This window comes from Mesorhizobium sp. WSM4840 (assembly GCF_055811755.1).
The window spans coordinates 50,382-73,143 of record NZ_JBVVQD010000010.1; the positions used below are offsets into that span (position 1 = coordinate 50,382).

Annotated in this window: 20 protein-coding genes; 14 read left to right on the forward strand and 6 right to left on the reverse strand. The window is 63.7% G+C overall.

The genetic code is table 11. From position 1 onward, the window contains the following. The first annotated feature begins 32 nt into the window (after positions 1–32). Genes AC0L3I_RS15415 through apnL form a run of 5 tightly spaced genes read left to right on the forward strand, consistent with a single transcriptional unit; the run spans position 33 to position 6,189 of the window. On the forward strand, positions 33–707 hold the full coding sequence (locus AC0L3I_RS15415) for a DUF2291 family protein (protein ID WP_473527417.1): 675 nt from the start codon (positions 33–35) through the stop codon (positions 705–707). Further along, on the forward strand, positions 704–2,260 hold the full coding sequence (locus AC0L3I_RS15420) for a sugar ABC transporter ATP-binding protein (protein WP_473527418.1): 1,557 nt from the start codon (positions 704–706) through the stop codon (positions 2,258–2,260). The genes AC0L3I_RS15415 and AC0L3I_RS15420 overlap by 4 nt, the downstream gene beginning before the upstream one ends. Further along, positions 2,253–3,317 (forward strand): ABC transporter permease, encoded by a 1,065-nt coding sequence (locus AC0L3I_RS15425; RefSeq protein WP_473527419.1) that lies wholly within the window; start codon positions 2,253–2,255, stop codon positions 3,315–3,317. The genes AC0L3I_RS15420 and AC0L3I_RS15425 overlap by 8 nt, the downstream gene beginning before the upstream one ends. 2 nt (positions 3,318–3,319) lie before the next feature. After that, on the forward strand, positions 3,320–4,354 hold the full coding sequence (locus AC0L3I_RS15430) for a Gfo/Idh/MocA family protein (RefSeq protein ID WP_473527527.1): 1,035 nt from the start codon (positions 3,320–3,322) through the stop codon (positions 4,352–4,354). Beyond that, complete coding sequence (gene apnL, locus AC0L3I_RS15435; protein ID WP_473527420.1) at positions 4,351–6,189, forward strand: D-apionate lactonase; 1,839 nt, start codon at positions 4,351–4,353, stop codon at positions 6,187–6,189. The genes AC0L3I_RS15430 and apnL overlap by 4 nt, the downstream gene beginning before the upstream one ends. Before the next feature lie 2 nt (positions 6,190–6,191). On the opposite strand, the gene AC0L3I_RS15440 is transcribed toward apnL, so the two are convergent. Further along, positions 6,192–6,905, reverse strand: a complete 714-nt coding sequence (locus AC0L3I_RS15440; protein ID WP_123146913.1) for a transcriptional regulator NanR — start codon at positions 6,903–6,905, stop codon at positions 6,192–6,194. Positions 6,906–7,046: 141 nt separating this feature from the next. On the opposite strand from AC0L3I_RS15440, the gene oiaX reads away from it, so the two are divergent. From oiaX to dhaL, 8 genes are all read left to right on the forward strand, one after another. Continuing rightward, a complete protein-coding gene (oiaX, locus tag AC0L3I_RS15445) occupies positions 7,047–8,297 on the forward strand; it encodes a 3-oxo-isoapionate-4-phosphate decarboxylase OiaX (RefSeq protein WP_473527421.1) in 1,251 nt (416 codons plus the stop codon). A 4-nt stretch (positions 8,298–8,301) separates the two neighbouring features. After that, on the forward strand, positions 8,302–9,636 hold the full coding sequence (locus tag AC0L3I_RS15450) for a four-carbon acid sugar kinase family protein (RefSeq protein ID WP_473527422.1): 1,335 nt from the start codon (positions 8,302–8,304) through the stop codon (positions 9,634–9,636). Between the two features lie 170 nt (positions 9,637–9,806). Further along, entirely contained in the window at positions 9,807–10,691 is an 885-nt protein-coding gene (locus AC0L3I_RS15455) for a helix-turn-helix domain-containing protein (protein WP_473527423.1), read from the forward strand. Positions 10,692–10,831: 140 nt separating this feature from the next. Further along, positions 10,832–11,491: a 2Fe-2S iron-sulfur cluster-binding protein gene (locus AC0L3I_RS15460; protein ID WP_473527424.1), complete on the forward strand. Its 660-nt coding sequence runs from the start codon at positions 10,832–10,834 to the stop codon at positions 11,489–11,491. A 3-nt stretch (positions 11,492–11,494) separates the two neighbouring features. Then, positions 11,495–12,481 carry an FAD binding domain-containing protein gene (locus AC0L3I_RS15465; protein WP_473527425.1) on the forward strand — a complete coding sequence of 329 codons (987 nt, stop codon included), beginning with the start codon at positions 11,495–11,497 and terminating at the stop codon, positions 12,479–12,481. A gap of 9 nt (positions 12,482–12,490) precedes the next feature. Next, positions 12,491–14,776: a xanthine dehydrogenase family protein molybdopterin-binding subunit gene (locus AC0L3I_RS15470; RefSeq protein ID WP_473527426.1), complete on the forward strand. Its 2,286-nt coding sequence runs from the start codon at positions 12,491–12,493 to the stop codon at positions 14,774–14,776. A 189-nt stretch (positions 14,777–14,965) separates the two neighbouring features. Then, positions 14,966–15,973, forward strand: a complete 1,008-nt coding sequence (locus AC0L3I_RS15475; protein WP_473527427.1) for a dihydroxyacetone kinase subunit DhaK — start codon at positions 14,966–14,968, stop codon at positions 15,971–15,973. Between the two features lie 11 nt (positions 15,974–15,984). Continuing rightward, on the forward strand, positions 15,985–16,623 hold the full coding sequence (dhaL, locus tag AC0L3I_RS15480) for a dihydroxyacetone kinase subunit DhaL (RefSeq protein ID WP_473527428.1): 639 nt from the start codon (positions 15,985–15,987) through the stop codon (positions 16,621–16,623). On the opposite strand, the gene derI is transcribed toward dhaL, so the two are convergent. The 3 genes from derI to AC0L3I_RS15495 form a co-directional block, all read right to left on the reverse strand. Beyond that, complete coding sequence (derI, locus tag AC0L3I_RS15485; protein WP_473527429.1) at positions 16,549–17,058, reverse strand: D-erythrulose-4-phosphate isomerase; 510 nt, start codon at positions 17,056–17,058, stop codon at positions 16,549–16,551. The genes dhaL and derI overlap by 75 nt on opposite strands. A gap of 28 nt (positions 17,059–17,086) precedes the next feature. Then, positions 17,087–17,872: a triose-phosphate isomerase gene (locus AC0L3I_RS15490; RefSeq protein WP_473527430.1), complete on the reverse strand. Its 786-nt coding sequence runs from the start codon at positions 17,870–17,872 to the stop codon at positions 17,087–17,089. 83 nt (positions 17,873–17,955) lie between these two features. Then, positions 17,956–18,723 carry a DeoR/GlpR family DNA-binding transcription regulator gene (locus AC0L3I_RS15495; RefSeq protein ID WP_473527431.1) on the reverse strand — a complete coding sequence of 256 codons (768 nt, stop codon included), beginning with the start codon at positions 18,721–18,723 and terminating at the stop codon, positions 17,956–17,958. A 292-nt stretch (positions 18,724–19,015) separates the two neighbouring features. Between AC0L3I_RS15495 and fba the strand changes: the two genes are divergently transcribed. Further along, complete coding sequence (fba, locus tag AC0L3I_RS15500) at positions 19,016–20,080, forward strand: class II fructose-bisphosphate aldolase (RefSeq protein WP_473527432.1); 1,065 nt, start codon at positions 19,016–19,018, stop codon at positions 20,078–20,080. Positions 20,081–20,260: 180 nt separating this feature from the next. On the opposite strand, the gene AC0L3I_RS15505 is transcribed toward fba, so the two are convergent. Together AC0L3I_RS15505 and AC0L3I_RS15510 are read right to left on the reverse strand one after the other, a co-directional pair. Beyond that, entirely contained in the window at positions 20,261–21,202 is a 942-nt protein-coding gene (locus AC0L3I_RS15505) for a sugar phosphate isomerase/epimerase family protein (protein WP_473527528.1), read from the reverse strand. Beyond that, positions 21,202–22,719, reverse strand: coding sequence for a glycerol-3-phosphate dehydrogenase (locus AC0L3I_RS15510; RefSeq protein WP_473527433.1), 1,518 nt, complete (start codon positions 22,717–22,719; stop codon positions 21,202–21,204). The genes AC0L3I_RS15505 and AC0L3I_RS15510 overlap by 1 nt, the downstream gene beginning before the upstream one ends. Positions 22,720–22,762 lie beyond the last annotated feature (43 nt).

A 22,762-nucleotide genomic window follows, 5' to 3' on the forward strand; every position in this document is an offset into this window, starting at 1 on the left:
GTGCCCCTGACCGCCATGCCGAGCAAGCCGACATGTTGAACAAGCTGATTTGGCCGACCGTTGCCTGGCCGATCCTCGCAGCGCCGATGCTTGCCGTTACCGTCGGCATCAGCCTGACCGCCTGCAAGATCCTGCCGACACCATCCGGAGAAAACGACGGCAAAGCGCCGGCCTTCAATGCGGACAAGATGGTCGGGGATATCTGGGCTGCCAAGGTGGTGCCCTATCTCCAGCAGAAGGCCGGGCCATTTCCCGAAGTTCATGCCTTGGCGAAAGCCGCTCCAGCGGCTGCCGGCGCCAAGTATGGCAATCCGAAGAAGCAGGCGAACTCGCCATGGACCTTTGCGGTTCACCTCGAAGGCAAGGTGGTCACGGCGAATACACAGTCACGCGCGGCGACCATGGACGTCGATGCCGACGGCGACGGCAAGGCGGATGCGCGGGTGCAGATCGGACCGGCGATGCGTGGCACCGCGCTGCGCGACAGTCTCGACTTCATCCAGTTCAACGATTTCACCAACCAGATCGACTTCGCCCAGTTCGGCAAGGCGTTCAACATCTATGCCGACAGGACAGTGCTTTCCAAGCTGCCGCGCGAAGCGCTGGAGGGCCGGAGCGTTAGGGTTGTCGGTGCCTATGCCATGGGCAGCGGCCAGGACCTGCCGCTGGTGACGCCGGCGGAGGCAGAGATCGGGCCGAAGCCATGAATGCCGCCATCGATCACGATGTCATCCTGAAACTGGAAGACGTCTCGAAGGTTTACTCGGGCACCGTCGCGGTCAAGCGCGCAAATTTCGAGGTGCGCAAGGGCGCGGTCAACGTGCTGGTCGGCGAGAACGGTGCCGGCAAATCGACGCTGATGAAGATCATCGCCGGCGTCGAACAGCCGACGCTCGGCCGCATTCTCCTGGAGGGCGAGGAGGTTTCCTTCTCATCGTCGGGGGACGCGGTGAGCCGCGGCATCGGCATGGTGTTCCAGGAGCTGAACCTGTTCGGCAATCTCACGGTCGCCGAGAATATTTTCGCCACGCGCGAGATCACCAACCGGTTCCGCAAGATCGACAGCCGCGAACAGGAGCGCCGCGCGGCGGAATTTCTCGAGCGCCTGGAAGCCGGCATCCGGCCCGATATGCTGGTCGAAGACCTGCGCATCGGCCAGCAGCAATTGGTCGAGATCGCCAAGGCGGTTTCGCTCGATGCGCGGATCCTAATCATGGACGAACCGACCTCGGCGCTGAGTGCGGCGGAAGTCGAGATCCTGTTCAAGGTGATCGCCGACCTCAAGGCGCGCGGCGTGGCGATCGTCTACATCTCGCACCGGCTCGAGGAGCTGATCCGCATCGGCGACTACATCACCGTACTGCGCGACGGCCGCATCACCGGCCAGGAGAAGATGAAAAACGTCGACACGCAATGGATCGTGCGGCAGATGATCGGCTCGGACGCCAAGGACTTCGCCAAGGCCGACGGCCACGTTCCGGGCGAAGAGATATTCCGCGCCGAGGACGTCTGCCTGCCGCGCGTGACGGGCGGGCTTGCGGTCGATCATGTCTCGCTGTCGCTGCGTGCCGGCGAAATCCTTGGCATTTACGGGCTGATGGGCGCCGGTCGCAGCGAGTTGTTCGACTGCATCATGGGTCGCCACGGCCATGCAACCGGAACGATCTTCATTGCCGGCAAGAAGGTGAAGGAGCGCGACACGACACGGCGCATCCGGCGCGGGCTGGCGCTGATCCCCGAGGATCGCCAGCGCGAAGGTCTGGTGTCGATCCTCTCGGTCGCCAGCAATCTGACGCTGGCCAGCCTGTCGCGGTTTGTCCGCCTGTTCCATATCCGCAGCGCCGGGGAAAACCAGGCCGTGGCGCAGATGGTGCGGGAACTGGCGATCAAGGTCGCAGACCCGGCGCAGGAGGTCTCGTCGCTGTCGGGCGGCAACCAGCAGAAGGTGGTGATCGGCAAGGCGCTGCTCACCGGACCGAAGGTGCTGCTGATGGACGAACCAAGCCGCGGCATCGATGTCGGCGCCAAGGCCGACGTCTTCCGCACCATGCGCAAACTGTCCCGCGACGGACTGGGCATACTTTTCGCCACCTCGGATCTCGACGAGGTGATGGCGCTGTCAGACCGGATCGCGGTGATGAGCAATGGAAAACTGACCGGCATGTTCGATCGCGCCGAGGCGACGGAGGCGGCACTCGTCGCCGCATCGGCGCTTGGTCACGGGCCGGTCCCGCACACGGAGAGCCACGCCCATGACTGATATCCCGGCCAAGGCTTCTGTTGCCTCCGCCTCGAACGGCTCCGTGCTGCTGACGCTGATGAAGGCGAGGACGTTCATCGCGCTGATCGCCGTCCTGATCTTCTTCTCGATCGCAGCGCCGAATTTCCTGTCGGCCGCCAATCTGATCCTGATGTCGAAGCACGTGGCGCTGAACGCCTTCCTGGCCATGGGCATGACCTTCGTCATCATCACCGGAGGCATCGACCTGTCGGTTGGTTCGATCGTCGGCCTGTGCGGTATGGTCGCCGGCTATCTCGTGCTCAACGGCATCGACCTGCAGATCGGCTACACGATCTATTTCAACGTCTTCGAGATCGCACTGATCACACTTGCGGTCGGCATACTGATCGGCGCCGTCAATGGATTGCTGATCACCAGGCTGAATGTCGCGCCGTTCATCGCCACGCTCGGCGTGCTCTACGTCGCGCGCGGCCTGGCGCTCCTCTCGTCCGATGGCCGCACCTTCCCGAACCTCGTCGGCAGGCCCGATCTGGGCACGACAGGATTCGGCTTTCTCGGCGCCGGCCGGCTGCTCGGCCTGCCGGTCTCGATATGGATTCTTGTCGTCGTAGCACTTGGGGCGGCTTATCTGGCCAAATACACCCCGCTCGGCCGCCACATCTTCGCCGTCGGCGGCAACGAACGGGCGGCGCGGATTTCGGGCGTCCGGGTCAACATGGTGAAGATGTTCGTCTACATGTTCTCCGGCTTTTGCGCGGCGATCGTCGGCCTGATCATCTCGTCCGAGCTGATGGCCTCGCATCCGGCGACCGGCGAAAGCTTCGAGCTCAACGCCATCGCAGCGGCGGTGCTCGGCGGCACCTCGATGTCGGGTGGCCGCGGCACGATCGGCGGCACCATCGTCGGCGCCTTCGTCATCGGCATTCTCTCCGACGGGCTGGTGATGATGGGCGTTAGCTCGTTCTGGCAGATGGTGATCAAGGGCCTCGTCATCATCGTCGCCGTCGTCGTCGACCAGGCGCAGCGCCGGCTGCAGAGCCGCGTGACGCTGATGCAGATGGCAAAGGCAGGCTGATGGTGGCGGAACTGCGTGGAGCGCTGATCGGCTGCGGCTTCTTTGCCGTCAACCAGATGCACGCCTGGCGCGACATCGCCGATGTCTCGATCGTCGCCGTCTGCGACCGTGACCCGGAACGGCTCACGGTTGTCGGCGACCAGTTCGGTATCGCGCAACGCTACACCGACGCGGCAGCACTTTTCGCCGGCGAAAGCCTGGATTTCGTCGATATCGCCACCACCGCGCCGAGCCATCGTTCGCTCGTCGAGATGGCAGCACGGCACGGCGTTCCGGCGATCTGCCAAAAACCATTCGCGCCGTCGCTTGCCGACGCCAAGGCCATGGTGAAGGCATGCACGGACGCCGGCGTGCGGTTGATGGTGCATGAAAATTTTCGCTGGCAGTCGCCGATCCAGGCGGTGCGTGCCGTGCTCGACAGCGGCGACATCGGCACGCCCTTCTTCGGACGGATCTCGTTCCGCTCGGCCTATGACGTGTTTTCCGGCCAGCCCTATCTGGCGACGGGAAAGCGTTTCATCATCGAGGACCTCGGCATCCATAGTCTCGACATCGCCCGCTTTCTGTTGGGCGACGTTTCGACGATCACGACACGAACCGCTCGCATCAATCCCAACATCGCCGGCGAGGATGTCGCTACCATGCTGATGGACCATAAAAGCGGCGCAACGTCTGTGGTCGATTGCAGCTATGCGACCAAGCTCGCTACCGAGCCGTTTCCGCAGACGCTGGTCGAGATCGACGGCAGCGATGGCACGATCCGGCTCGAGCAGAATTACCGACTCACCGTCACCGGCAGGAACGGAACGGCGGTCAGCGATGTCTCGCCGCCGCTGCTGCCCTGGGCATCGCGGCCATGGCACAACATCCAGGAAAGCGTCGTCGCCATTCAAAAGCACTGGGTGGATTGCCTGGCGAACGGGACCGAGCCGGCAACCTCGGGAGCGGACAATCTTAGGACTTTGGCGCTGGTGGAGGCCGCCTATGCGGGTGCTGCGAGCCGGGAACCGGTACAGCTCGACGCTTTACTGAGATGACCGCCGACGCCTTCCTCCTCTATGGCACACGCGCGGTCGAGGCCGCGCCGATCAGGCTGCGCGCCGGCGTGCTCAGCGCGGACTTCGTCAACGGCAATCTGCGCACCATCCGCCATTGCGACATCGAAGTGCTGCGCGCCATAGCCTACATCGTCCGGGATCGCGACTGGAGCACCTATGAGCCGGCGCTGACGGATTTAGTCATCGACCAGGGCGCCGACACTTTCTCCGTCAGCTATTCGGCAAGTTGTGTCGGACCGCGGGGAAGCCGACTCGACTTTCGCGCGACAATTAATGGTTCCGCCGACGGCCATCTGGCTTTCGACGTGAGCGCACTTCCCGAAAGCGATTTCGAAACCAATCGCTGCGGTTTCTGCATCCTGCATCCGATCGCAGGCCTGGCCGGCAGCCCGGTCACGGTCGAGCACACCGACGGCAGCGTAGTGGAAACAAAGCTTCCGCTGCTGATCGACCCCTGGCAGCCTTTCAAGGATCTGCGGGCGATCGCCCATGAGGTCCGGCCTGGCGTTACCGCCGAATGCCGGATGGAAGGCGACGCGTTCGAAATGGAGGACCAGCGCAACTGGTCGGATGCCTCCTACAAGACCTATGTCCGGCCGCTTGCGCTGCCATGGCCCTATGTGCTGCCTGCCGGCGAGACTCTGCGCCAGACGATCAGTCTGCGTGTGACCGGCGACGGGAAAGTGCCGGCTGCCGCAGCAACCGCCGAACCTATCCGCATCGAACTCGGCGAAGCCGGACCGCTGCTGCCGGATATCGGCGTCATCATCTACCCGGATGAGATCGAGACGGCGCTGGCGAACCTGCCGAAACTGTCCGCGCTCGGCCCGCAACAGTTGATGTTCCACTACGATCCGACGCGCGGCCACGACCTCGACGCCTTGCAGTCCTATGCCCGACTCGCCGCAGCCTGCCCGGCCAAGACGACGCTCGAATGCGTCGTTTCCTGTGAGGGTGACCTCGATGCGGAGCTTTCAGGCGTCGCCGACGCGGTGCGACAGGCCGGGCTGAGGCTCTCGGCCATCGCCGTTTCGCCTTCGGTCGACCGACAGTCGACGCCGCCGGGCAGCGCGTGGCCCGAATGTCCGCCGCTCGAAGACGTCTATGCCGCGGCGCGGCGCGCCTTTCCCGATATCCGCCTCGGCGGCGGCATGTTCAGCTATTTCACCGAACTCAACCGCAAGCGTGTTCCCGCCGGCCTGCTCGATTTCGTCACCCACTGCACCTGCCCGATCGTGCACGCCGCCGACGATCTCAGCGTCATGCAATCGCTGGAAGCGCTGCCGTTCATCACCGCCTCGGCGCGGGCGATCTTCGGGCCAAAACCCTACCGGATCGGCCCGTCGACCGTCGCCATGCGGCAGAACCCCTATGGCGGCGCGACCAAGGCCAATCCGCACGGTCAGCGCATTGCCATGGCCGACCGGGATCCGCGCCATGCCGGCCTGTTCGCGGCAGCATGGACGATCGGCTATGCCGCGCGGGTCGCGCCGGCCGGGCTGGAGATGCTCACGCTGTCCAGCTTCACTGGACCGTTCGGCGTGCTGGCGGCATCCGGGGAACCCGTCGGCGAAGGTGAACGCCGGCCGACCTTCCAGGCCGTGCAGGGGCTTTGTGAACTGGCCGGCTTCAGACACGTGGCGGCGAGGACGAGCGATGAGACGCGGGTGCTCACGCTTGCCGCCCGTTCTGCCGCGGGCAAGACCGTCATGTGGCTGGCGAACCTGACGGCGAGCGAAGTGACGGTTGATATTTCCGGGTCCAAACGACGCCACCTTGTGATGACCCCTTACGCGATCACCCGGATCGGGTGAAATCAGCTGCCGGAATTCATCACATAGAGCGCGCGTGAGCGCTCGAGGTGCTTGATCATCGCCTTTTCGGCGCCGTCCGCATCCTTCTGCTCGATGCGCCCGATGATCTCTTCGTGCTCGGTCAGCGTGAACTTTTCCTTGCCGGTCCAGATCAGCATTTCGGTGTGATATTCCTTCAGCCAGCCAAGCATTGCTTCGCTGACCGCAACATAAATCGGGTTGCCGGATATCGCCGCGATCTGCGTATGAAACTTCATGTCGGCGGATATGAAGGCCTCGGAATCGCCGCGAAAGCTCCGCTGTTCGGCAACGGTTGCCCGCAGCCGCTGAACGTCCTCGGCTGTGGCCTTTTCGGCGGCCTCCCTGACCATGCCGCGCTCGAAGAAGATGCGGGCGTTCTTGAGGTGCTCCAGCGTGTCCTTCGATGACGACAGGATGATCTTGGCCGCGCCGTCGACCTGTTTGATGATCGACTTGGCGGTCAGCTGCAGCACTTTAGCCCGCTCGCCATGCGAGATTGCGACAAGGCCCATATTGCTCAACGCCTGCATTGCCTCGCGGATCGCCGGCCTGCCGACCTCGAAACGCTCCATCAGCTCGCGCTCCGACGGCATGTCGTCGCCCGGCTGCAATTCGCCGCTGGTGATCAAGCGCTTCAGTCTCAAAAACACTTCGTCGGAAAGTTTGCGCCGGACGATCGGCTCCGAACGGTTCATCGTCGCGAATCACTCCCTTGACCGGTGTCTGTTTAGCATTGCCATCACGAATCCCGGAATGCTCGGCCGAGCAGGATATCGCTTGCAATACTCATGTACTCATTATACCAGATTTCGAGGATCAGGGAACTTTTTTCGACTATGATCACCCTCACCTATCGCATCGAGACGTCAGGCAGCATCGAGGCGCTGGCGGCCAAGATCGCCAGCGACCAGTCGACCGGAACCTTCGTCGCGCTGGCAGGCGAAACCGAAGAGCTCAAGGCGCGGGTGGCGGCGCGCGTCCTGGCGATTAGGCATCTGCCGGAAGCCGATCGCCCGTCCCTTCCCGAAGCCGGCGTCGGGCCTTTCAAGCGCGCGGATGTCGATATCGCGTTTCCGCTCGATGCCGTCGGCACCGACCTTTCGGCGCTGATGACCATCGCCATAGGTGGCGCGTTTTCGATCAAGGGCCTGTCCGGCATCCGAGTCGTCGACATGAAGTTGCCGGACGATTACCGGGGAGCGCATCCGGGCCCGCAATTCGGCGTCGCCGGCAGCCGCCGGCTGACCGGCGTCGAGGGCCGCCCGATCATCGGAACGATCGTCAAGCCGGCGCTGGGGCTGCGCCCGCCCGAGACGGCCGCAATTGTCGGTGAGTTGATCGCCGCCGGCGTCGATTTCATCAAGGACGACGAGAAGCTGATGAGCCCGGCCTATTCGCCGCTGTCGGAACGGGTGAAAGCGATCTTGCCGCTCGTCCTCGACCATGAGCAGAAGACCGGCAAAAAGGTGATGTATGCCTTTGGCATTTCGCATGCCGATCCGGACGAGATGATGCGCAACCATGATCTGGTGGCGAAGGCCGGCGGCAATTGCGCCGTGGTCAACATCAATTCCATCGGCTTCGGCGGCATGGCCTTCCTGAGAAAGCGCTCCAGCCTGGTGCTGCATGCCCACCGCAACGGCTGGGACATTCTCACCCGTCACCCCGGCCTCGGCATGGATTTCAAGGTCTGGCAGCAGTTCTGGCGGCTGCTCGGCGTCGATCAGTTCCAGATCAACGGCATCGCTTCGAAATACTGGGAGCCGGACTGGTCCTTCATCAGTTCCTTCGAGGCGGTGACCACGCCGATCTTTTCGCCTGATGATTGCGCGCTGCCGGTCGCCGGCTCCGGCCAGTGGGGTGGACAAGCCCCCGAAACCTACCGGCGAACCGGCCGAACGGTCGATCTTCTCTATCTCTGCGGCGGCGGCATCGTCAGCCACCCTGACGGACCGGGCGCCGGCGTGCGCGCCGTGCAGCAAGCCTGGCAGGCCGCCGTCGATGGCGTACCGTTGGCGGACTTCGCCCTGAGCCACCCCGAACTGGCGCGGTCGATCGAGAAATTCGGCGGCGGCAAAGCGGCCTGACGCCATGCAAAGCCTGCTTCTGAGCTACTATGGCGACGATCTCACCGGCTCGACCGACGTCATGGAGGCGCTCGAGCTCGGCGGCGTGCCGACCGTGCTGTTCATGCGTCAGCCGGACGAGGCCCTGCTGTCGCAGTTCAGGCATTGCCGTGCCGTCGGCTTGGCCGGCACCAGCCGAAGCGAGACGCCGCAATGGATGGACACGCATCTGTGGGGCGCCTTCGCCTGGCTAAGGACGCTGAACGCCGAGATCTGTCACTACAAGGTCTGCTCGACCTTCGATTCCAGCCCGGCGATCGGCAGCATCGGCCGGGCCATCGAGATCGGCCGCTCGGTTTTCAGCCAGGACAGCGTACCGCTGGTGGTCGGCGCGCCGCAGCTCAAGCGCTACACCGCCTTCGGCCATCTGTTCGCGGCCTATCGCGACAAATATTTCCGCATCGATCGCCATCCCGTGATGAGCCGCCACCCGACCACACCGATGGATGAATCCGATTTGCTGATCCATCTGTCGCGGCAGACAGACCTCAGCTCGGGGCTGATCGACCTGGCGACGCTGCAGTCGGCGTCCCGATCGGAAGCGTTCGATCGCTTGCTGGCCGATGGCACCAACATCGTGCTTTTGGATATCGCCAGCCTGGAAACTCAGGCCCTTGCCGGCAAGGAGATATGGCGGGTTCACAGGCCGGGTGACACTTTCGTCGTCGGCTCTTCGGGCATCGAATATGCGCTGCTGGCCGAATGGGCGTCTAACGGGACCGTACGTGCCGAGCCCGGCTTTTCGCCGCCGGGTGCGGCCGACCGGATCGCGGTGGTCTCGGGCAGCTGCTCGCCGACAACGGAACGACAGATCCGCCATGCTTTGACGGACGGTTTCGACGGGATCGAAGTGGACCCTGTCGAACTCGTTTCCGAGCTTTCTGATCAAGCGATCGCGCGTGCGGCAGCAAGCGGTCGCGCCAGTCTGGAAGCCGGTCGCAGCGTCGTCCTCTACACCGCCCTTGGTCCCACAGCCGACCGGGGCGCTGAAATCGACCGGCAGGAAGGCGCCCGCCACAAGCTTGGCCGCGGCCTCGGCGAGCTTCTTCGCGAGCTGACGATCGAGCAGCAATTGCGGCGTGTGGTCATTGCCGGCGGCGACACGTCTAGCCATGCGCTCGGCCAGATGGGCGTCGATGCGCTGACGGTGCGGATGCCGCTGCCCGCCTCGCCGGGCTCTCCGCTTTGCGTCGCCCACTCGCGCATCAAAGCAATCGAAGGATTGGAGGTTGCCCTCAAGGGCGGCCAGGTCGGAACCGATCGCTATTTCTGCGCCATCCGCGATGGGCTCGGCGGCTGACAGGAGGCGCGCTGGATTTGCCTGATCTCACGACTTCTTGAACACGGCGCGGTTACCAACGCACGATGCCTGTCCCACATAAACCGCCGTATGCGTAGCGGCGGGGCGGCGCAGAACGCTCAGGCCGGGGCTGGCCACGGCCCCGCCGAGTGAACCAGCGGGATGCCGCGATGTCATTCAGACCGTTGCTTGGCGACGGACGGGTTCGGAGCCAGGAGGAGAAGTCGGAGCCACTGCAAACCGCGTCATGGGGCAGCTCCTCGATCGTTTTCGACAATCGGCGATGGGCGTGCCGGGAGGCGGAACTCCGCTGGACAGCCCCTCATCATCTGATCGTGCTGACCGACGAAGGCGGAACCTCCCATACATCTATCCGGCACGAGGCAAGATCCCTCTACGACGGCATGGACCGTCCCGGAGCCCTCACCTTCGTCCCCGCAGGCGCGGAGCGGCAGGGCTTCTATCGCGACGTAAACCTCTCCTACTCAGCCTTGTGGATCGATCCCGATATCAGGCTTCCTGGATGCGAGCGCCTGAGAGACCTGCCGATCCTGGTGAACAGAAAAGACGTGGTGATCGCCACGCTGCTGAGTTCGCTTCGCGACGAGATGGCGCTCGGTCACAAGCCGGACACTGCCTATGTCGAGCATCTGGTCGCCCTCGTCAGCCTCCGCGTGGCCAACCTGAACCGGGAGCAACCCCCGTCTATACGTCACGGCTGTCTCAGCCGTCGCGCGCTTGGTCGAGTTCGGGCTTACATCGATGCGCATATGAATTCCGACGTTTCGCTAAGCGAGTTGGCGGCTGTCGCGGACATGGCCGTCGACAGTTTTGCACGCCGATTTAAGGCAACGACCGGGCTTGCACCCTATGCCTATGTGATCGAGGAACGCGTGCGGCGAGCGGAGACGCTGCTGCGCGAAACGGGTTTGTCGATCGGCAGCATTGCCTTTCGCCTCGGCTTTTCAAGCCAGAGCCACTTCACCACGACCTTCCGGCGTCTCAGGGGCATGACACCTCGGGCCTATCGGGTGAATTCTTCTCCGGAATCCTGATATTGCCGCCGGTTTCTTGAAAGAAAGCCGCCGCGCGCGTTCCCACCTCCTCCAGGGTCGATGAGTGACAGAACCCGACGGTACGCCATCGGGTCAAGTCGCCGTCTTCCGTTCTTGTCATTGCGACTGGGAGATCATGCATGGCCAAAACAGACATCAGAAACGGGCCGACTCGTCGAACGGTTCTGGAGGGCGGGGTGGCGACCGGCGTGCTCCTGGCTACCGGTATACCAGTATACCCGGAGCCGGCCGGCGCCGTCACCGCGGCCGCCTCGCAGACGCCGGCGCCGACGATGCTGATATCCTTGCGGATCAACGCGAAGGATATTGCCGTCGAGCTCGACCCGCGGACGACGCTGCTCGACGCGCTGCGCAACCATCTCGGCCTCACCGGCTCGAAGAAAGGCTGCGACCACGGCCAGTGCGGCGCATGTACGGTGCTCGTCGATGGGCGCCGGATCAATTCCTGCCTGACGCTTGCCGCAATGCATGAAGGCGACGAGATCACCACGGTCGAGGGCCTTGCCGAGGGTGACCGGCTGCATCCGGTGCAGGCCGCCTTCGTCGCCCGCGATGGGTTCCAGTGCGGCTATTGCACACCGGGCCAGATCTGCTCCGCGGTCGGTATGCTGGGCGAGGCCAGGGCCGGCTGGGCGAGCCATGCGAGCGCCGACGTGGCGGCGGCTTCCATCGCCCTCACCGATGCCGAGATCCGCGAGCGGATGAGCGGCAACATCTGCCGTTGTGCCGCTTATCCGAACATTGTCGCTGCAATCCGCGATGCGGCAGAGGGGGCGTGAGCAATGCAGTCCTTCACTTATGAACGTGCGGCAAGTGCTGAGCAGGCAGCTGCCGCGGTCGCGGCGCGGCCGGACGCCAAATTCATCAGCGGCGGCACCAATCTGCTCGACCTGATGAAGCTCGAGATCGAGCGCCCAGCGCATCAGGTCGACATCAGCCGGCTGCCGCTCGATCGAATCGAGGAAACGGCGGCAGGCGGGCTTCGGGTCGGCGCCCAGGTCCGCAACAGCGATCTTGCCGCCGATCCGCGGGTGAGATCGCGCTATCCGATGCTCACTCAAGCGCTGCTGGCGGGAGCATCCGGCCAGATACGAAACAAGGCCTCGACCAGCGGCAATCTCCTGCAGCGCACGCGCTGCCCCTATTTCTACGACCGCAACATGCCTTGCAACAAGCGCGAGCAAGGTTCGGGCTGCGCGGCGCTGCAGGGCTTCAATCGCATGCACGCCGTACTCGGCGCGAGCGAAGCCTGCATCGCGGTCCATCCCTCCGACATGGCCGTCGCCATGGCCGGGCTCGACGCCAGGATTGAGACCATATCGCCCGGCGGCGAGACCCGCACGATCCCGATCGGCGATCTCCATCGATTGCCCGAGGCGACGCCGCATGTGGAGACCGCGCTCGGCCACGGCGAGATGATCGCCGCGGTCACCCTGCCGCCGCCGCCGGCCGGCCGGCAGGTTTACCGCAAGGTGCGTGACCGTGCCTCCTACGCCTTCGCCCTAGTGTCGGTGGCAGCAATCGTCGAGAAAAGCGGCGATCGTATCCGAAGCGCTCGGATCGCCATGGGCGGCGTGGCAGCGAAGCCCTGGCGCGCAACGGAGGCGGAGCGCACGCTCGCAGGAGCCGCGGCGTCCGACGGCGCCTTTACCGATGCGGCCGAAGCCGCGCTCGCCGGAGCCGTCGGGCATGGCGGCAATGATTTCAAGATCCCGCTGGCGAAACGGACGATGCGGCACACGCTCGCTGCTGCCGCCGAGAGTGCGTGAGGTGACATGATGACAGAGACGAAGACCTCAAACCGTTCTCGCGAAACACGCAGCGGCGTCATCGGGCGTCCATTCGATCGCATCGATGGTCCGCTCAAGGTGAGAGGCGATGCCACCTACGCCTACGAGAATACGCTGGAGGGTACCGCCTTTGGCTATATTCTCGGCGCCGCCGTCGCCAAGGGGCGCATTGCCGAGATCGACACGGCCGAAGCCGAACGAGCGCCGGCAGTGCTGCTCGTCATGACGCACCGGAATGCGCCGGCCCAGCCGGATTTCGGTCCGGCGGTCACGCCGACGGTGCCCGAGGTCTTCACCCGCGCCCGGCCCGCGCTCAACAGCGAGCGGGTGCGCTATTACGACGAACCCGTCGCGCTGGTCGTTGCGGAGACGTTCGAGGCGGCACGTGCTGCCGCCGGCCTCATCAAAGTGCGCTACGACGAGGAGCCGGGCCTCTACGATTTGCCGGCGCATGTGGCCGACGCCTACGCACCAAAACGGACCAATGCCGGCTTCGAGACCGACAGCGTGGTCGGCGACTTCGAGAGCGCCTTTGCCGCGGCTCCGGTCAAGGTCGATGTTACTTACCGGACGCCCTTCGAACATCACAATCCGATGGAACCCCATGCGACGCTCGCCGCCTGGTCAGGCAACGAGCTGACGATCCATACATCGGCGCAGACCTTGGCGAATTTCCGGGCGGGGGTCGCAAGCACGCTTCGCATTCCGCCCGAGCGTGTGCGCATCATCAGCCCCTTCATCGGCGGAGGCTTCGGCTCCAAGCTGATTGCCCATTCCGATACAATCCTGGCCGCGCTTGGAGCGCAGGTCCTGCAGCGTCCCGTCAAGATCGCGCTGACGCGACAACAGATGTTTGCCAATGCCGGTCACCGCGCAGAGATGATCCAACAGGTACGTCTCGGTACGGACACCGACGGGCGGCTCACCGGGATCGCGCACGACGTCTGGTCGGCAACGTCCAGCTTCGAGGAGTACTGCGAGCAAACGGCAGTTTTTGCCCGCTCGCTTTATGCGGCGCCGAACCGTGTCACCCGCCATCGCCTGGTTCCGCTGGATATCAACCGTGGCGAATGGATGCGCTCGCCCGGCGAAGCGCCCGGCATGCTGGCTTTCGAATGCGCCATGGATGAGCTCGCTGAGCGGCTCGGCCTGGACCCGATCGAACTCAGGATCCGTAACGAACCGGCACAGGATCCCGAGCGCGGCGTGCCGTTCTCCACCCGCAACCTCGTCGCCTGCATGGAGGAAGGCGCCAGCCGTTTCGGTTGGCAGCGGAGAAACCCGACGCCGGGCAGCACCCGAGAGGGCCGCAAGCTCATCGGCTACGGCATGGCGGCGGCGATCCGTCCGAACTACATCGGCGCGGCGACGGCGCGGGTTGCGATCGACCGGGACGGCCGGGTGACGGCGCGGCTCGACATGACGGATATCGGGACCGGCACTTATACGATCCTGACCCAGATCGCTGCGGACAGCCTCGGTCTGCCGATCTCGTCCATCAAAGTGGAGCTTGGCGACAGCCGCTTCCCGCGCACCGCCGGCTCAGGCGGGTCCTGGGGCGCGGCGAGCGCGGGGTCGGCGCTGCACAACGCCTGCAACGCCCTCAAGGAACGGATCCTGAAGGCGGCGCAGTCGAGCGAGGCCTCACCGTTGCGTGGCGCGAACGCCACCGAGGCAAGCTTTGCTAACAGCGAGGTGAGGGTCGGCCAGAGGTCGGCAAGTCTGGCCGATCTCATCCGGCGGATCGCTCCCGACGGGTTCGAGGCCGAAGGCTCGATAGCCGCAGGCGCTACCACCCAGTCATACAAGGCTTACTCGCAGCATTCCTATGGCGCGCATTTCGCCGAGGTCGCAGTCGATTGCGATACCGGTGAGATCCGCATGCGCCGGATGCTGGCGGTGATAGGCGCGGGCCGTATCCTCAACGCCAAGACTGCGCGCTCGCAAATCATCGGCGGCATGACCTGGGGGATCGGTGCGGCGCTGATGGAACAGACGGTGCTCGATCCGCGCTATGGCCACTTCGTCAATCACGACCTTGCCGAGTATCACGTCGCGATCAACGGCGACGTCCCCGAGATGGAGGTCGTCTTCCTCGAGGAGCATGACGACAAGGCCAATCCACTTGGCGCGAAGGGTCTCGGCGAACTCGGCGTCTGCGGTGCAGGGGCTGCAGTCGCCAACGCCATTTACAACGCAACCGGCGTGCGGGTGCGTGAATTTCCCATCACCTTGGACAAGCTGCTGCCTGCCTTGCCGGTGATCGCCATTTGACGGGGCAAGTTATCAGCTCTTCCCACCGCTTCTTCTTCGAGCACTTCAGGGGCAAAAGAGGCAGCCCACGCCTGCATGCAGATCCTGGCCGCGCGGGAACGTATTGCCGCGTGAAATGTCCGTCCCTGGGTAGAAATCCCGGTAACACGCTGTACTATCTGCGAAAATACCGAAATCGGGAGGATGCAAGTGCAGACCAAGAAGATCATCAACGACGGCAACCGCACTGTCGACGAGATGCTGGAGGGTATCCTGGCCGCGCATCCCCGCCATCTCAAAAGCGCGGAGGGCAGCCCACGCTCGATCATCGCCCGCGATGGACCTCGCCAGGGCAAGGTCGGCCTCGTCATCGGCGGCGGCTCCGGCCACGAGCCGACATTCCTCGGCTTCGTCGGCAAGGGGCTGGCCGACGCGGCGGCAATAGGCAACGTCTTTGCGTCGCCGCCGCCGGACCCGATCCTCGAATGCGCCAAGGCGGCCAGCGGCGGCGCCGGCGTGCTGTTCATGTACGGCAACTATGCCGGCGACGTGATGAATTTCGATATGGCCGCAGAGATGGCGGCGATGGACGACATCGAGGTGCGCACGGTGCTGACCACTGACGACGTCGCATCGGCGCCGCGTGACCAGAGGCAAAAGCGCCGTGGTGTTGCCGGCAATTTCTTCATCTTCAAGGCTGCGGGTGCCGCCTGCGACCGGATGCTGTCATTCGACGAATGCCAGCGTATCGCCAGGAAGGCCAACGATCACACCTTCACCATGGGCGTGGCGCTGTCGCCCTGTTCGCTGCCGCAGACCCGCCGGCCGAATTTCGAAATCGGGCCCGACGAGATGGAGATCGGCATGGGCATCCATGGCGAGCCGGGCATCGCGCGCGGAAAGCTGAAAACGGCCGACGAGATCACCGATGAGATGCTGGACAAGATCCTCGACGAGATGGCGCCGGCGCGTGGCGACAAGGTCGCCGTGCTCATCAATTCGCTCGGCTCGACGCCGCTGATGGAGCTCTACATCATGAATCGGCGCGCCAAGCAGAGGCTCGATGACATCGGTGTGTCAGTTCATGCAACCTGGGTCGGGAATTATTGCACCTCGCTCGAAATGGCCGGCGCCTCGGTGACGCTGATGCATGTCGACGGCGAATTGCAGACGATGCTCGACCATCCTTGCGACTGCGCCATGTTCCGCGCCGGATGAAAGTAGCATCCATGACATCCATCGATACGGCCGACTTGAAAACAATGTTCGATGCGATCGCGGTGGCGATCGAAGTCGACAAGGACCGGCTCTGCCAGCTCGACGGCGTCATCGGCGACGCCGATCACGGCATCGCGATGGCGCTCGGCTTCGGTGCGGTGCGCGATGCGCTGGCGCCGCTGGACCTTTCGGCGACCGAGCCGACAGCTCTCCTCAACACCGCGGCGAAATCGTTCCTCAACGCCGTCGGCGCTTCGTCAGGCCCGCTCTATGCGACGGCCTTCATGCGCGGCGCGGCCGCCGTCAAGGGCAAGGCGACCTTGGCGGGTGCCGATTTCATCGCCCTGTTCCAGGCGATGGCGCAAGGCATCCAGGATCGCGGCAAGGCGGAGATCGGCGAAAAGACGATGGTCGACGCCTGGCTGCCGGCGGCGCAAGCAGCGGCGGCCGCGCATGCCTCAGGCAAGACCGTGTCCGAAAGCCTTGAGGCAGCGCTTCAAGCAGCCGAACGGGGCGCCGAGGCGACCAAGGATATGATCGCCGCGAAGGGCCGCTCGTCGCGGCTCGGCGAGCGGTCACTCGGGCACGTGGACCCTGGCGCCGCGTCGGCAGTCACCGTCATCGGCGCAATGCAGAAAAGCTTGGCTTAGCCCAGCTGCATCGAGCCTGTCGATCGCCTGGACATTGCCGGCCGACGGTCCCTTTTCGTCGAACTCCGATGCGAGCCAGGCGTCGACGATCGACTTGGCCAGTTCCGGGCCGATGACGCGGGCGCCCATGGTGATGATCTGGGCATTGTTGGATTTGGACGCGCGCTCCGCCGAATAGGTGTCATGGGTGAGTGCTGCGCGAATGCCGGGCACCTTGTTGGCCGAGATGGAAACGCCGATGCCGGTGCCGCAAAACAGAATGCCGCGATCGTTCTCGCCGTCGAGGATGGTCTGGGCGAGCTTCTGCGACAGGTCGGCATAGTAGCCCGCCTGGCTGAGGTCGCTGACGGCGAGGCCGGGTTTGGTGGCGAGATGCGCGGCAATGACGTCGAGCAGCGGTTTGCCGGCACTGTCGGCTCCAATGGCTATTTTCATTTTTTCTGTCCTTTCCTATTCGATTGATTCAGATCGCCGCCGAGGCGCGTTGAAGGATGTCGATGTAACCATCCGCCTGCCAGGCGGAGCGGCCAATGAACAGTCCGTCGATATGAGGCTGGCCGATCAACTCGGCGGCATTTTGCGGATTGACGCTGCCGCCATAAAGCACCGGCGGTATGGCCGGCAGAAGATCGCCGGCGATCTTCTTGATCAGCCCCTGCTGCCTATCGGCATAGTCCGCACTTGCCGGAATGCCCTTGTCGCCAATCGCCCAGACCGGTTCGTAAGCAAACACGATCGTCGCCGCCTTTGCCTGGCCTTCGAGGTATTGCAGCGCGCCATGCACCTGCATGGCCAACACCGCGTCGGCCTGGCCGCTGTTGCGTTGCGCCAATGTCTCGCCGACGCAGATGAGCGGCACAAGCCCGTGCTTCACCGCCGCGGCGGTCTTGAGGCCGACCGCATGGTCGGTCTCGCCGAAATGCTCGCGCCGTTCGCTATGGCCGAGTTCGACGAGGTCGAGCCCGCAGTCTTTCAACATCACCGGCGAGATCTCGCCGGTCCAGGCTCCGGCGTCGGCCCAGTGCATGTTCTGGGCGCCGACCTTGACCCGCGTCGTCGCTAACGCTTTCTTGACCTCGCGGACCGCCGTGAAGGGCGGGATGACGAAGGGCTGGATGCGGTCGTCGAGACCGGGAACGAATCCCGCCAGCGCCTTGGCGAAGTCAGTCGCCTCTGCAAGCGTCTTGTTCATTTTCCAGCTTGTGCCGACCCAGTAAACCACGCGTCCTCCTTCTAGAGCCTGTTCCATCCCGCGAAGCGGGATGGGGCTCTATCTCCTTCTTTGACCATGATCTTTTCCGAAAACCGGTTCCCACTTTTCGGGATCATGGTCTAGTCCTTCTCGACTAGCGTTAGCGAAACACCGGCGCCATCCAGCGCCTCGCGCATCTGGGTTTCCAGTTCGCGACCGGTGAAGACGGCGTCGAACGCCTTGAGATCGGTCAGGAAATGCAGGGCCGTGCGGCCGAACTTGCCGTGATCGACCAGCAGATATTTGCGGGCGGCGGCGGCCATCATCAGCCGCTTGGTGTGGACCACTTCCTGGTCCTGGTGGAAGGCGGAAGCGCCGTGGATGGCCGACGACGACAGGAAGGCCACATCGGCGCGCAACGATCTCAACGTGTCCTCGGCAAGCAGGCCGAAGAAACCGTGGAACTTCTTGCTGTACTGGCCGCCGAGCGCGATCAGGGTGATCCCTCCAACGCCTGCCAGATCCTGGATGACGGCCAGATTGTTGGAGATCACCGTCAGCGGGCGCAGATCCGCAAGGTGGCGCGCAATGCCGCCCGCCGTCGAGCCGTCGTCGATGATCACCGTCTGGCCCGGTTCGATCATCGCCACGGCGGCAACCGCCAAGCGCTGCTTCTCCTCGGCGGCCTGCTTCTGACGGTAGCGGAAATCACTCTCGAAAAGGCCGCTCGGCTGGATCGAGGCGCCGCCGCGCACCTTGCGCAGGAAGCCGCTTTCCTCGAGCTCGTCGAGATCGCGATGCACGGTCATCTTCGACACGCCGAAGCGCGTGGCAAGCTCATCGACACTCGCCGTGCCAGTGTCCATCAGAAAATCCATGATGCCTTGCCGCCGGCCGTCGCTCTTCATTGCCCAGCCTGTTTCCTGAATTCCAGTCCGCTGCGAATCCGCGGTGGCGGAAACGGCGAGCGAAAGCCATTATAACAGAGGAAATCGCATAGGTATCTAAATTTTTGTGATCATGTTACATTTCTTTGGGATATTATTCGCTTTCGATTGCTGTCTTGTAACAAGAATTGCTCCCGGCGCCTTGGCCAAAGGTTGCGGTTCTCCGGAAATCCGGCCAGAAGCATCAGTGGGCTGAACGACGAACGAACGGCTCGCAACCATAGGCTTGAAATCAAATACGGGAGACTATTGGGTGGCTCGCATCACATTGAGACAATTGCTCGACCATGCCGCCGAACACGGCTATGGCGTGCCTGCGTTCAACATGAACAATATGGAACAGGGCCTCGCCATCATGGAGGCCGCCGAGGAGACCAAATCGCCTGTTATCCTGCAGGCGAGCCGCGGCGCCCGCGCCTATGCCAACGACGTCGTGCTGGCCAAGCTGATCGACGCGCTGGTCGAAATCCACCCCGATATCCCGGTCTGCATGCATCTCGACCACGGCAACAACGAAGCCACATGCGTGACCGCGATCCAGTATGGCTTCACCTCGGTGATGATGGACGGATCGCTGAAGGAAGACGGCAAGACGCCGGCCGATTACGATCATAATTCCGGTATCACGCGGCGCGTCGTCGATATGGCGCATTGGGGCGGCGTGTCGGTGGAAGGCGAGATCGGCGTTCTCGGCTCCCTGGAGATGGGCGGCGGCGAACAGGAAGACGGCCACGGCGTCGAAGGCGCCGTCAGCCACGACCAGTTGCTGACCGATCCGGAGCAGGCGGTGCAGTTCGTCAAGGACACGCATGTCGACGCGCTGGCCGTCGCCATGGGCACCAGCCACGGCGCCTACAAGTTTTCGCGCAAGCCGGACGGCGCGGTTCTGGCCATGAATGTGATCGAGGAGATCCATCGCCGCCTGCCGAACATGCACCTCGTCATGCACGGCTCGTCCTCGGTGCCGGAAGAGCTGCAGGAGATCATCAACAAATATGGCGGCCAGATGAAGCCGACATGGGGCGTGCCGGTCGAGGAGATCCAGCGCGGCATCAAGCACGGCGTGCGCAAGATCAACATCGACACCGATAACCGCATGGCGCTGACCGGCGCGATCCGCAAGGTGCTGACCGAAAACCCGAGCGAGTTCGACCCGCGCAAGTATCTGACGCCGGCAATGGCCGCGATGAGGAAGCTGTGCAAGGAGCGCTTCGAGCAGTTCGGCACCGCCGGCAACGCCCCCAAGATCAAGCCGCTGCCGGTCTCGGAAATGGCCAAGCGCTACAAGTCGGGCAGTCTCGACCCGAAATTCGGCTGAGTGAGGCTCCCCCTCATCCGGCCGCTTCGCGGCCACCTTCTCCCCGCTGGGGAGAAGAGGCTGGCGGCAACGCCGGCGATCTCCTCTCCCCTCGGGGAGAGGTCGGATTGCCCCGAATTGCCCTTCGCAATTCGGTTGGCAATCCGGGTGAGGGGGATTCGTCCAATTGCCCCGCCGGTTCTACTCGGTTCGCGGCAAAATCGCCGCCCTGCCGGTCTCGATAAACGGCGCCCAGTAGTCGACCGACTCGCGGATCATGGCGACGACCTGGTGGTCGACCGGCTCGCGTTCGCGAAACGACAGTTCGAGGCAGATCTCGTTGTCGACGCCGCCGCCGCGGCGAACCGTCTCCAGAAGCTTTTCCGGCGTGATGCGGCCGTCCTTGTTGTAGGCGGCGATGAACGGCCAATGGCCGCCCTTGTTCATCGACGACTGTTTGATGTGGATGATCGGCGATACCCTGGGAAAGGCTTCGGCCCAGGCATAGGGATCGATGTCGGCCGGGTTGCTCGAGGTCACGTCGCCATGGTCAATATCGACCATCATCTTCAACGGAATGGCCATGCCGGCTGCTTCGATCTCGTTGTTCAGTGCCCGGCAACTCTCGATCGTATGGCCGAATTCGCGGCCGACCGACATCGGCTCCCAAAACAGATAGGTCAATCCGGCCGTCTTGGCGTGCTCGGCGACCTCGCGCCAGCATTCCAGCGCGATGTCGAAGAGCCGCGCGCGACGGTCCGGATCGTCGAAATCCCTATGCGTGAAGATCGCGAACTGGGTGCCCATGCCGCTGGCGCCGAGTTCGGCCGAAATGTCGGCAAAGGTCTTGAACCAATCAACGTAGTAGCGGCGCACGTCGGCGTCCGGATGGCCAAAATGGTTGAGCCGCCCGTAGGGACCGGTCATCCCCGATGTTACGCGCACAGCGGTGCGGTCGAGCGCGGTGCGGAACAGGCGGACGAATTTCGAGATCGTCGCCGCCGGCCAGCCGGGATTGACGAATTCGTGCGTGAGCTGCACGTCCCTGATGCCGATGTCATAGGCGATCGCGTCGATCAGATCGTCCGGTTCGGCGAAACGGTTGACCAGCGGATTGGTGTTGAGGGAAAGCGTAAAGGCCATCAGCTTGCTTTCACCAGTCGGCTCGCGCACCAGTCCTCGAAGGCGGCTCTTTCTGCGGCGGACAGATGCAGGCCGTGCTTGGTGCGCCGTTCGAGAATATCGGCAGCGGTCAGCGCCCATTCATGCTCGAACAAATAATTGGCCTCGCGTTCGAAAGAATCCTTGCCGAAGCACCGCCCAAGATCGGCGAGCGACTTGGCCGCACCGACCAGCACGCGCGTCCTGGTGCCGTAGAGCCGGCCATAATGCTTGACCAGCGATGCCGGCATCCAGGGATATTCGCGGCCGAGATCGCCGAGAAACTGCTCAAAGTCAGCATTGGCGATATCGCCGCCCGGCAGATAGCCTTTCGACGTCCATGGCTTGCCCATTTTCGGAAAGAACGGGGCGATCCGGTCCAGCGCGTGCTCGGCCAGTTTGCGGAAGGTGGTGATCTTGCCGCCGAAGACGGAGAGCAGCGGCGCCTGCCCGGCCGACGCGTCGAGCTCGAAAATATAGTCGCGCGTCACCGCGCTCGGATTGTCGGCGTTGTCGTCATAGAGCGGCCGGACGCCGGAAAACGAGTAGATGACATCGCTATGGGCAAGTTCGCGCTTGAAGTACCGATTGACGATCCTGATCAGATAGTCGACCTCGCTGGTATCAGCCTTCACATCTTCCGGCCGCCCGTCATAGGGAATGTCGGTAGTGCCGATCAGCGCCAGATCGTTCTGGTAGGGATTGATGAAGATCACGCGCTTGTCGCGGTTCTGGACGAGATAGGCCTGCCGCCCTTCCCAGAATTTCGGCACGACGATGTGACTGCCCTTGACCAGGCGCACATTCCGCTTGGAGTTCTGGCCGGCCACGCGGTTGATGATGTCATTGACCCAGGGGCCGGCGGCGTTGATCAGTGCCCGTGCCCGAACCGTCGTCCTGACGCCGGTTCGGCTGTCGCGCATCTCGACCGACCACAGGTCGTTTTCACGGCGGGCGGCGGTGCAGGCGGTCCGGGTGAAGATCTTGGCTCCCCGTTCCGCAGCGTCGAGCGCATTGATGATGACGAGACGGGCGTCGTCGACCCAGCAATCGGAATATTCGAAACCGCGCTTGAACGCATCCTTGATCGGGGCGCCTTCGGGCGCGGTGCGCAGGTTAAGCGTGCGGGTGGCCGGCAGCCGCTTACGGCCGCCGAGATGGTCGTAGAGGAACAGGCCGAGCCGGACCAGCCAGGCAGGCCGGTCGTCCGGGCTGTGCGGCAGCACGAAGCGCATTGGCCAGATGATGTGCGGAGCCGATTCAAGCAGCACTTCGCGCTCGATCAGTGCCTCGCGCACCAGCCGGAACTCGTAATATTCGAGATAGCGCAGGCCGCCATGGACGAGCTTTCCCGATCGCGAACTGGTGCCTTCGGCCAGATCGTCCTTCTCGCACAGAATGACGGAAAGGCCGCGGCCGGCCGCGTCGCGTGCGATGCCGGCGCCGTTGACGCCACCGCCGATGACGAACAGGTCGACGATTTCAGTGGCGCCATTCATCTCGCCGGGTCCTCAGTGCCTCGATTGTGCTTCATGGCTGCCG

Coding starts and splice junctions, on each gene's coding strand:
- AC0L3I_RS15420 (WP_473527418.1), top strand. CDS start 704: ATGAATGCCGCCATCGATCACGATGTCATCCTGAAACTGGAAGACGTC.
- AC0L3I_RS15505 (WP_473527528.1), bottom strand. CDS start 21,202: ATGGCCTTTACGCTTTCCCTCAACACCAATCCGCTGGTCAACCGTTTC.
- AC0L3I_RS15470 (WP_473527426.1), top strand. CDS start 12,491: ATGACAGAGACGAAGACCTCAAACCGTTCTCGCGAAACACGCAGCGGC.
- AC0L3I_RS15455 (WP_473527423.1), top strand. CDS start 9,807: ATGTCATTCAGACCGTTGCTTGGCGACGGACGGGTTCGGAGCCAGGAG.
- AC0L3I_RS15465 (WP_473527425.1), top strand. CDS start 11,495: ATGCAGTCCTTCACTTATGAACGTGCGGCAAGTGCTGAGCAGGCAGCT.
- AC0L3I_RS15415 (WP_473527417.1), top strand. CDS start 33: ATGTTGAACAAGCTGATTTGGCCGACCGTTGCCTGGCCGATCCTCGCA.
- AC0L3I_RS15490 (WP_473527430.1), bottom strand. CDS start 17,872: ATGGAACAGGCTCTAGAAGGAGGACGCGTGGTTTACTGGGTCGGCACA.
- derI (WP_473527429.1), bottom strand. CDS start 17,058: ATGAAAATAGCCATTGGAGCCGACAGTGCCGGCAAACCGCTGCTCGAC.
- AC0L3I_RS15450 (WP_473527422.1), top strand. CDS start 8,302: ATGCAAAGCCTGCTTCTGAGCTACTATGGCGACGATCTCACCGGCTCG.
- AC0L3I_RS15510 (WP_473527433.1), bottom strand. CDS start 22,719: ATGAATGGCGCCACTGAAATCGTCGACCTGTTCGTCATCGGCGGTGGC.
- oiaX (WP_473527421.1), top strand. CDS start 7,047: ATGATCACCCTCACCTATCGCATCGAGACGTCAGGCAGCATCGAGGCG.
- dhaL (WP_473527428.1), top strand. CDS start 15,985: ATGACATCCATCGATACGGCCGACTTGAAAACAATGTTCGATGCGATC.
- apnL (WP_473527420.1), top strand. CDS start 4,351: ATGACCGCCGACGCCTTCCTCCTCTATGGCACACGCGCGGTCGAGGCC.
- AC0L3I_RS15425 (WP_473527419.1), top strand. CDS start 2,253: ATGACTGATATCCCGGCCAAGGCTTCTGTTGCCTCCGCCTCGAACGGC.
- AC0L3I_RS15440 (WP_123146913.1), bottom strand. CDS start 6,905: ATGAACCGTTCGGAGCCGATCGTCCGGCGCAAACTTTCCGACGAAGTG.
- AC0L3I_RS15460 (WP_473527424.1), top strand. CDS start 10,832: ATGGCCAAAACAGACATCAGAAACGGGCCGACTCGTCGAACGGTTCTG.
- AC0L3I_RS15495 (WP_473527431.1), bottom strand. CDS start 18,723: ATGAAGAGCGACGGCCGGCGGCAAGGCATCATGGATTTTCTGATGGAC.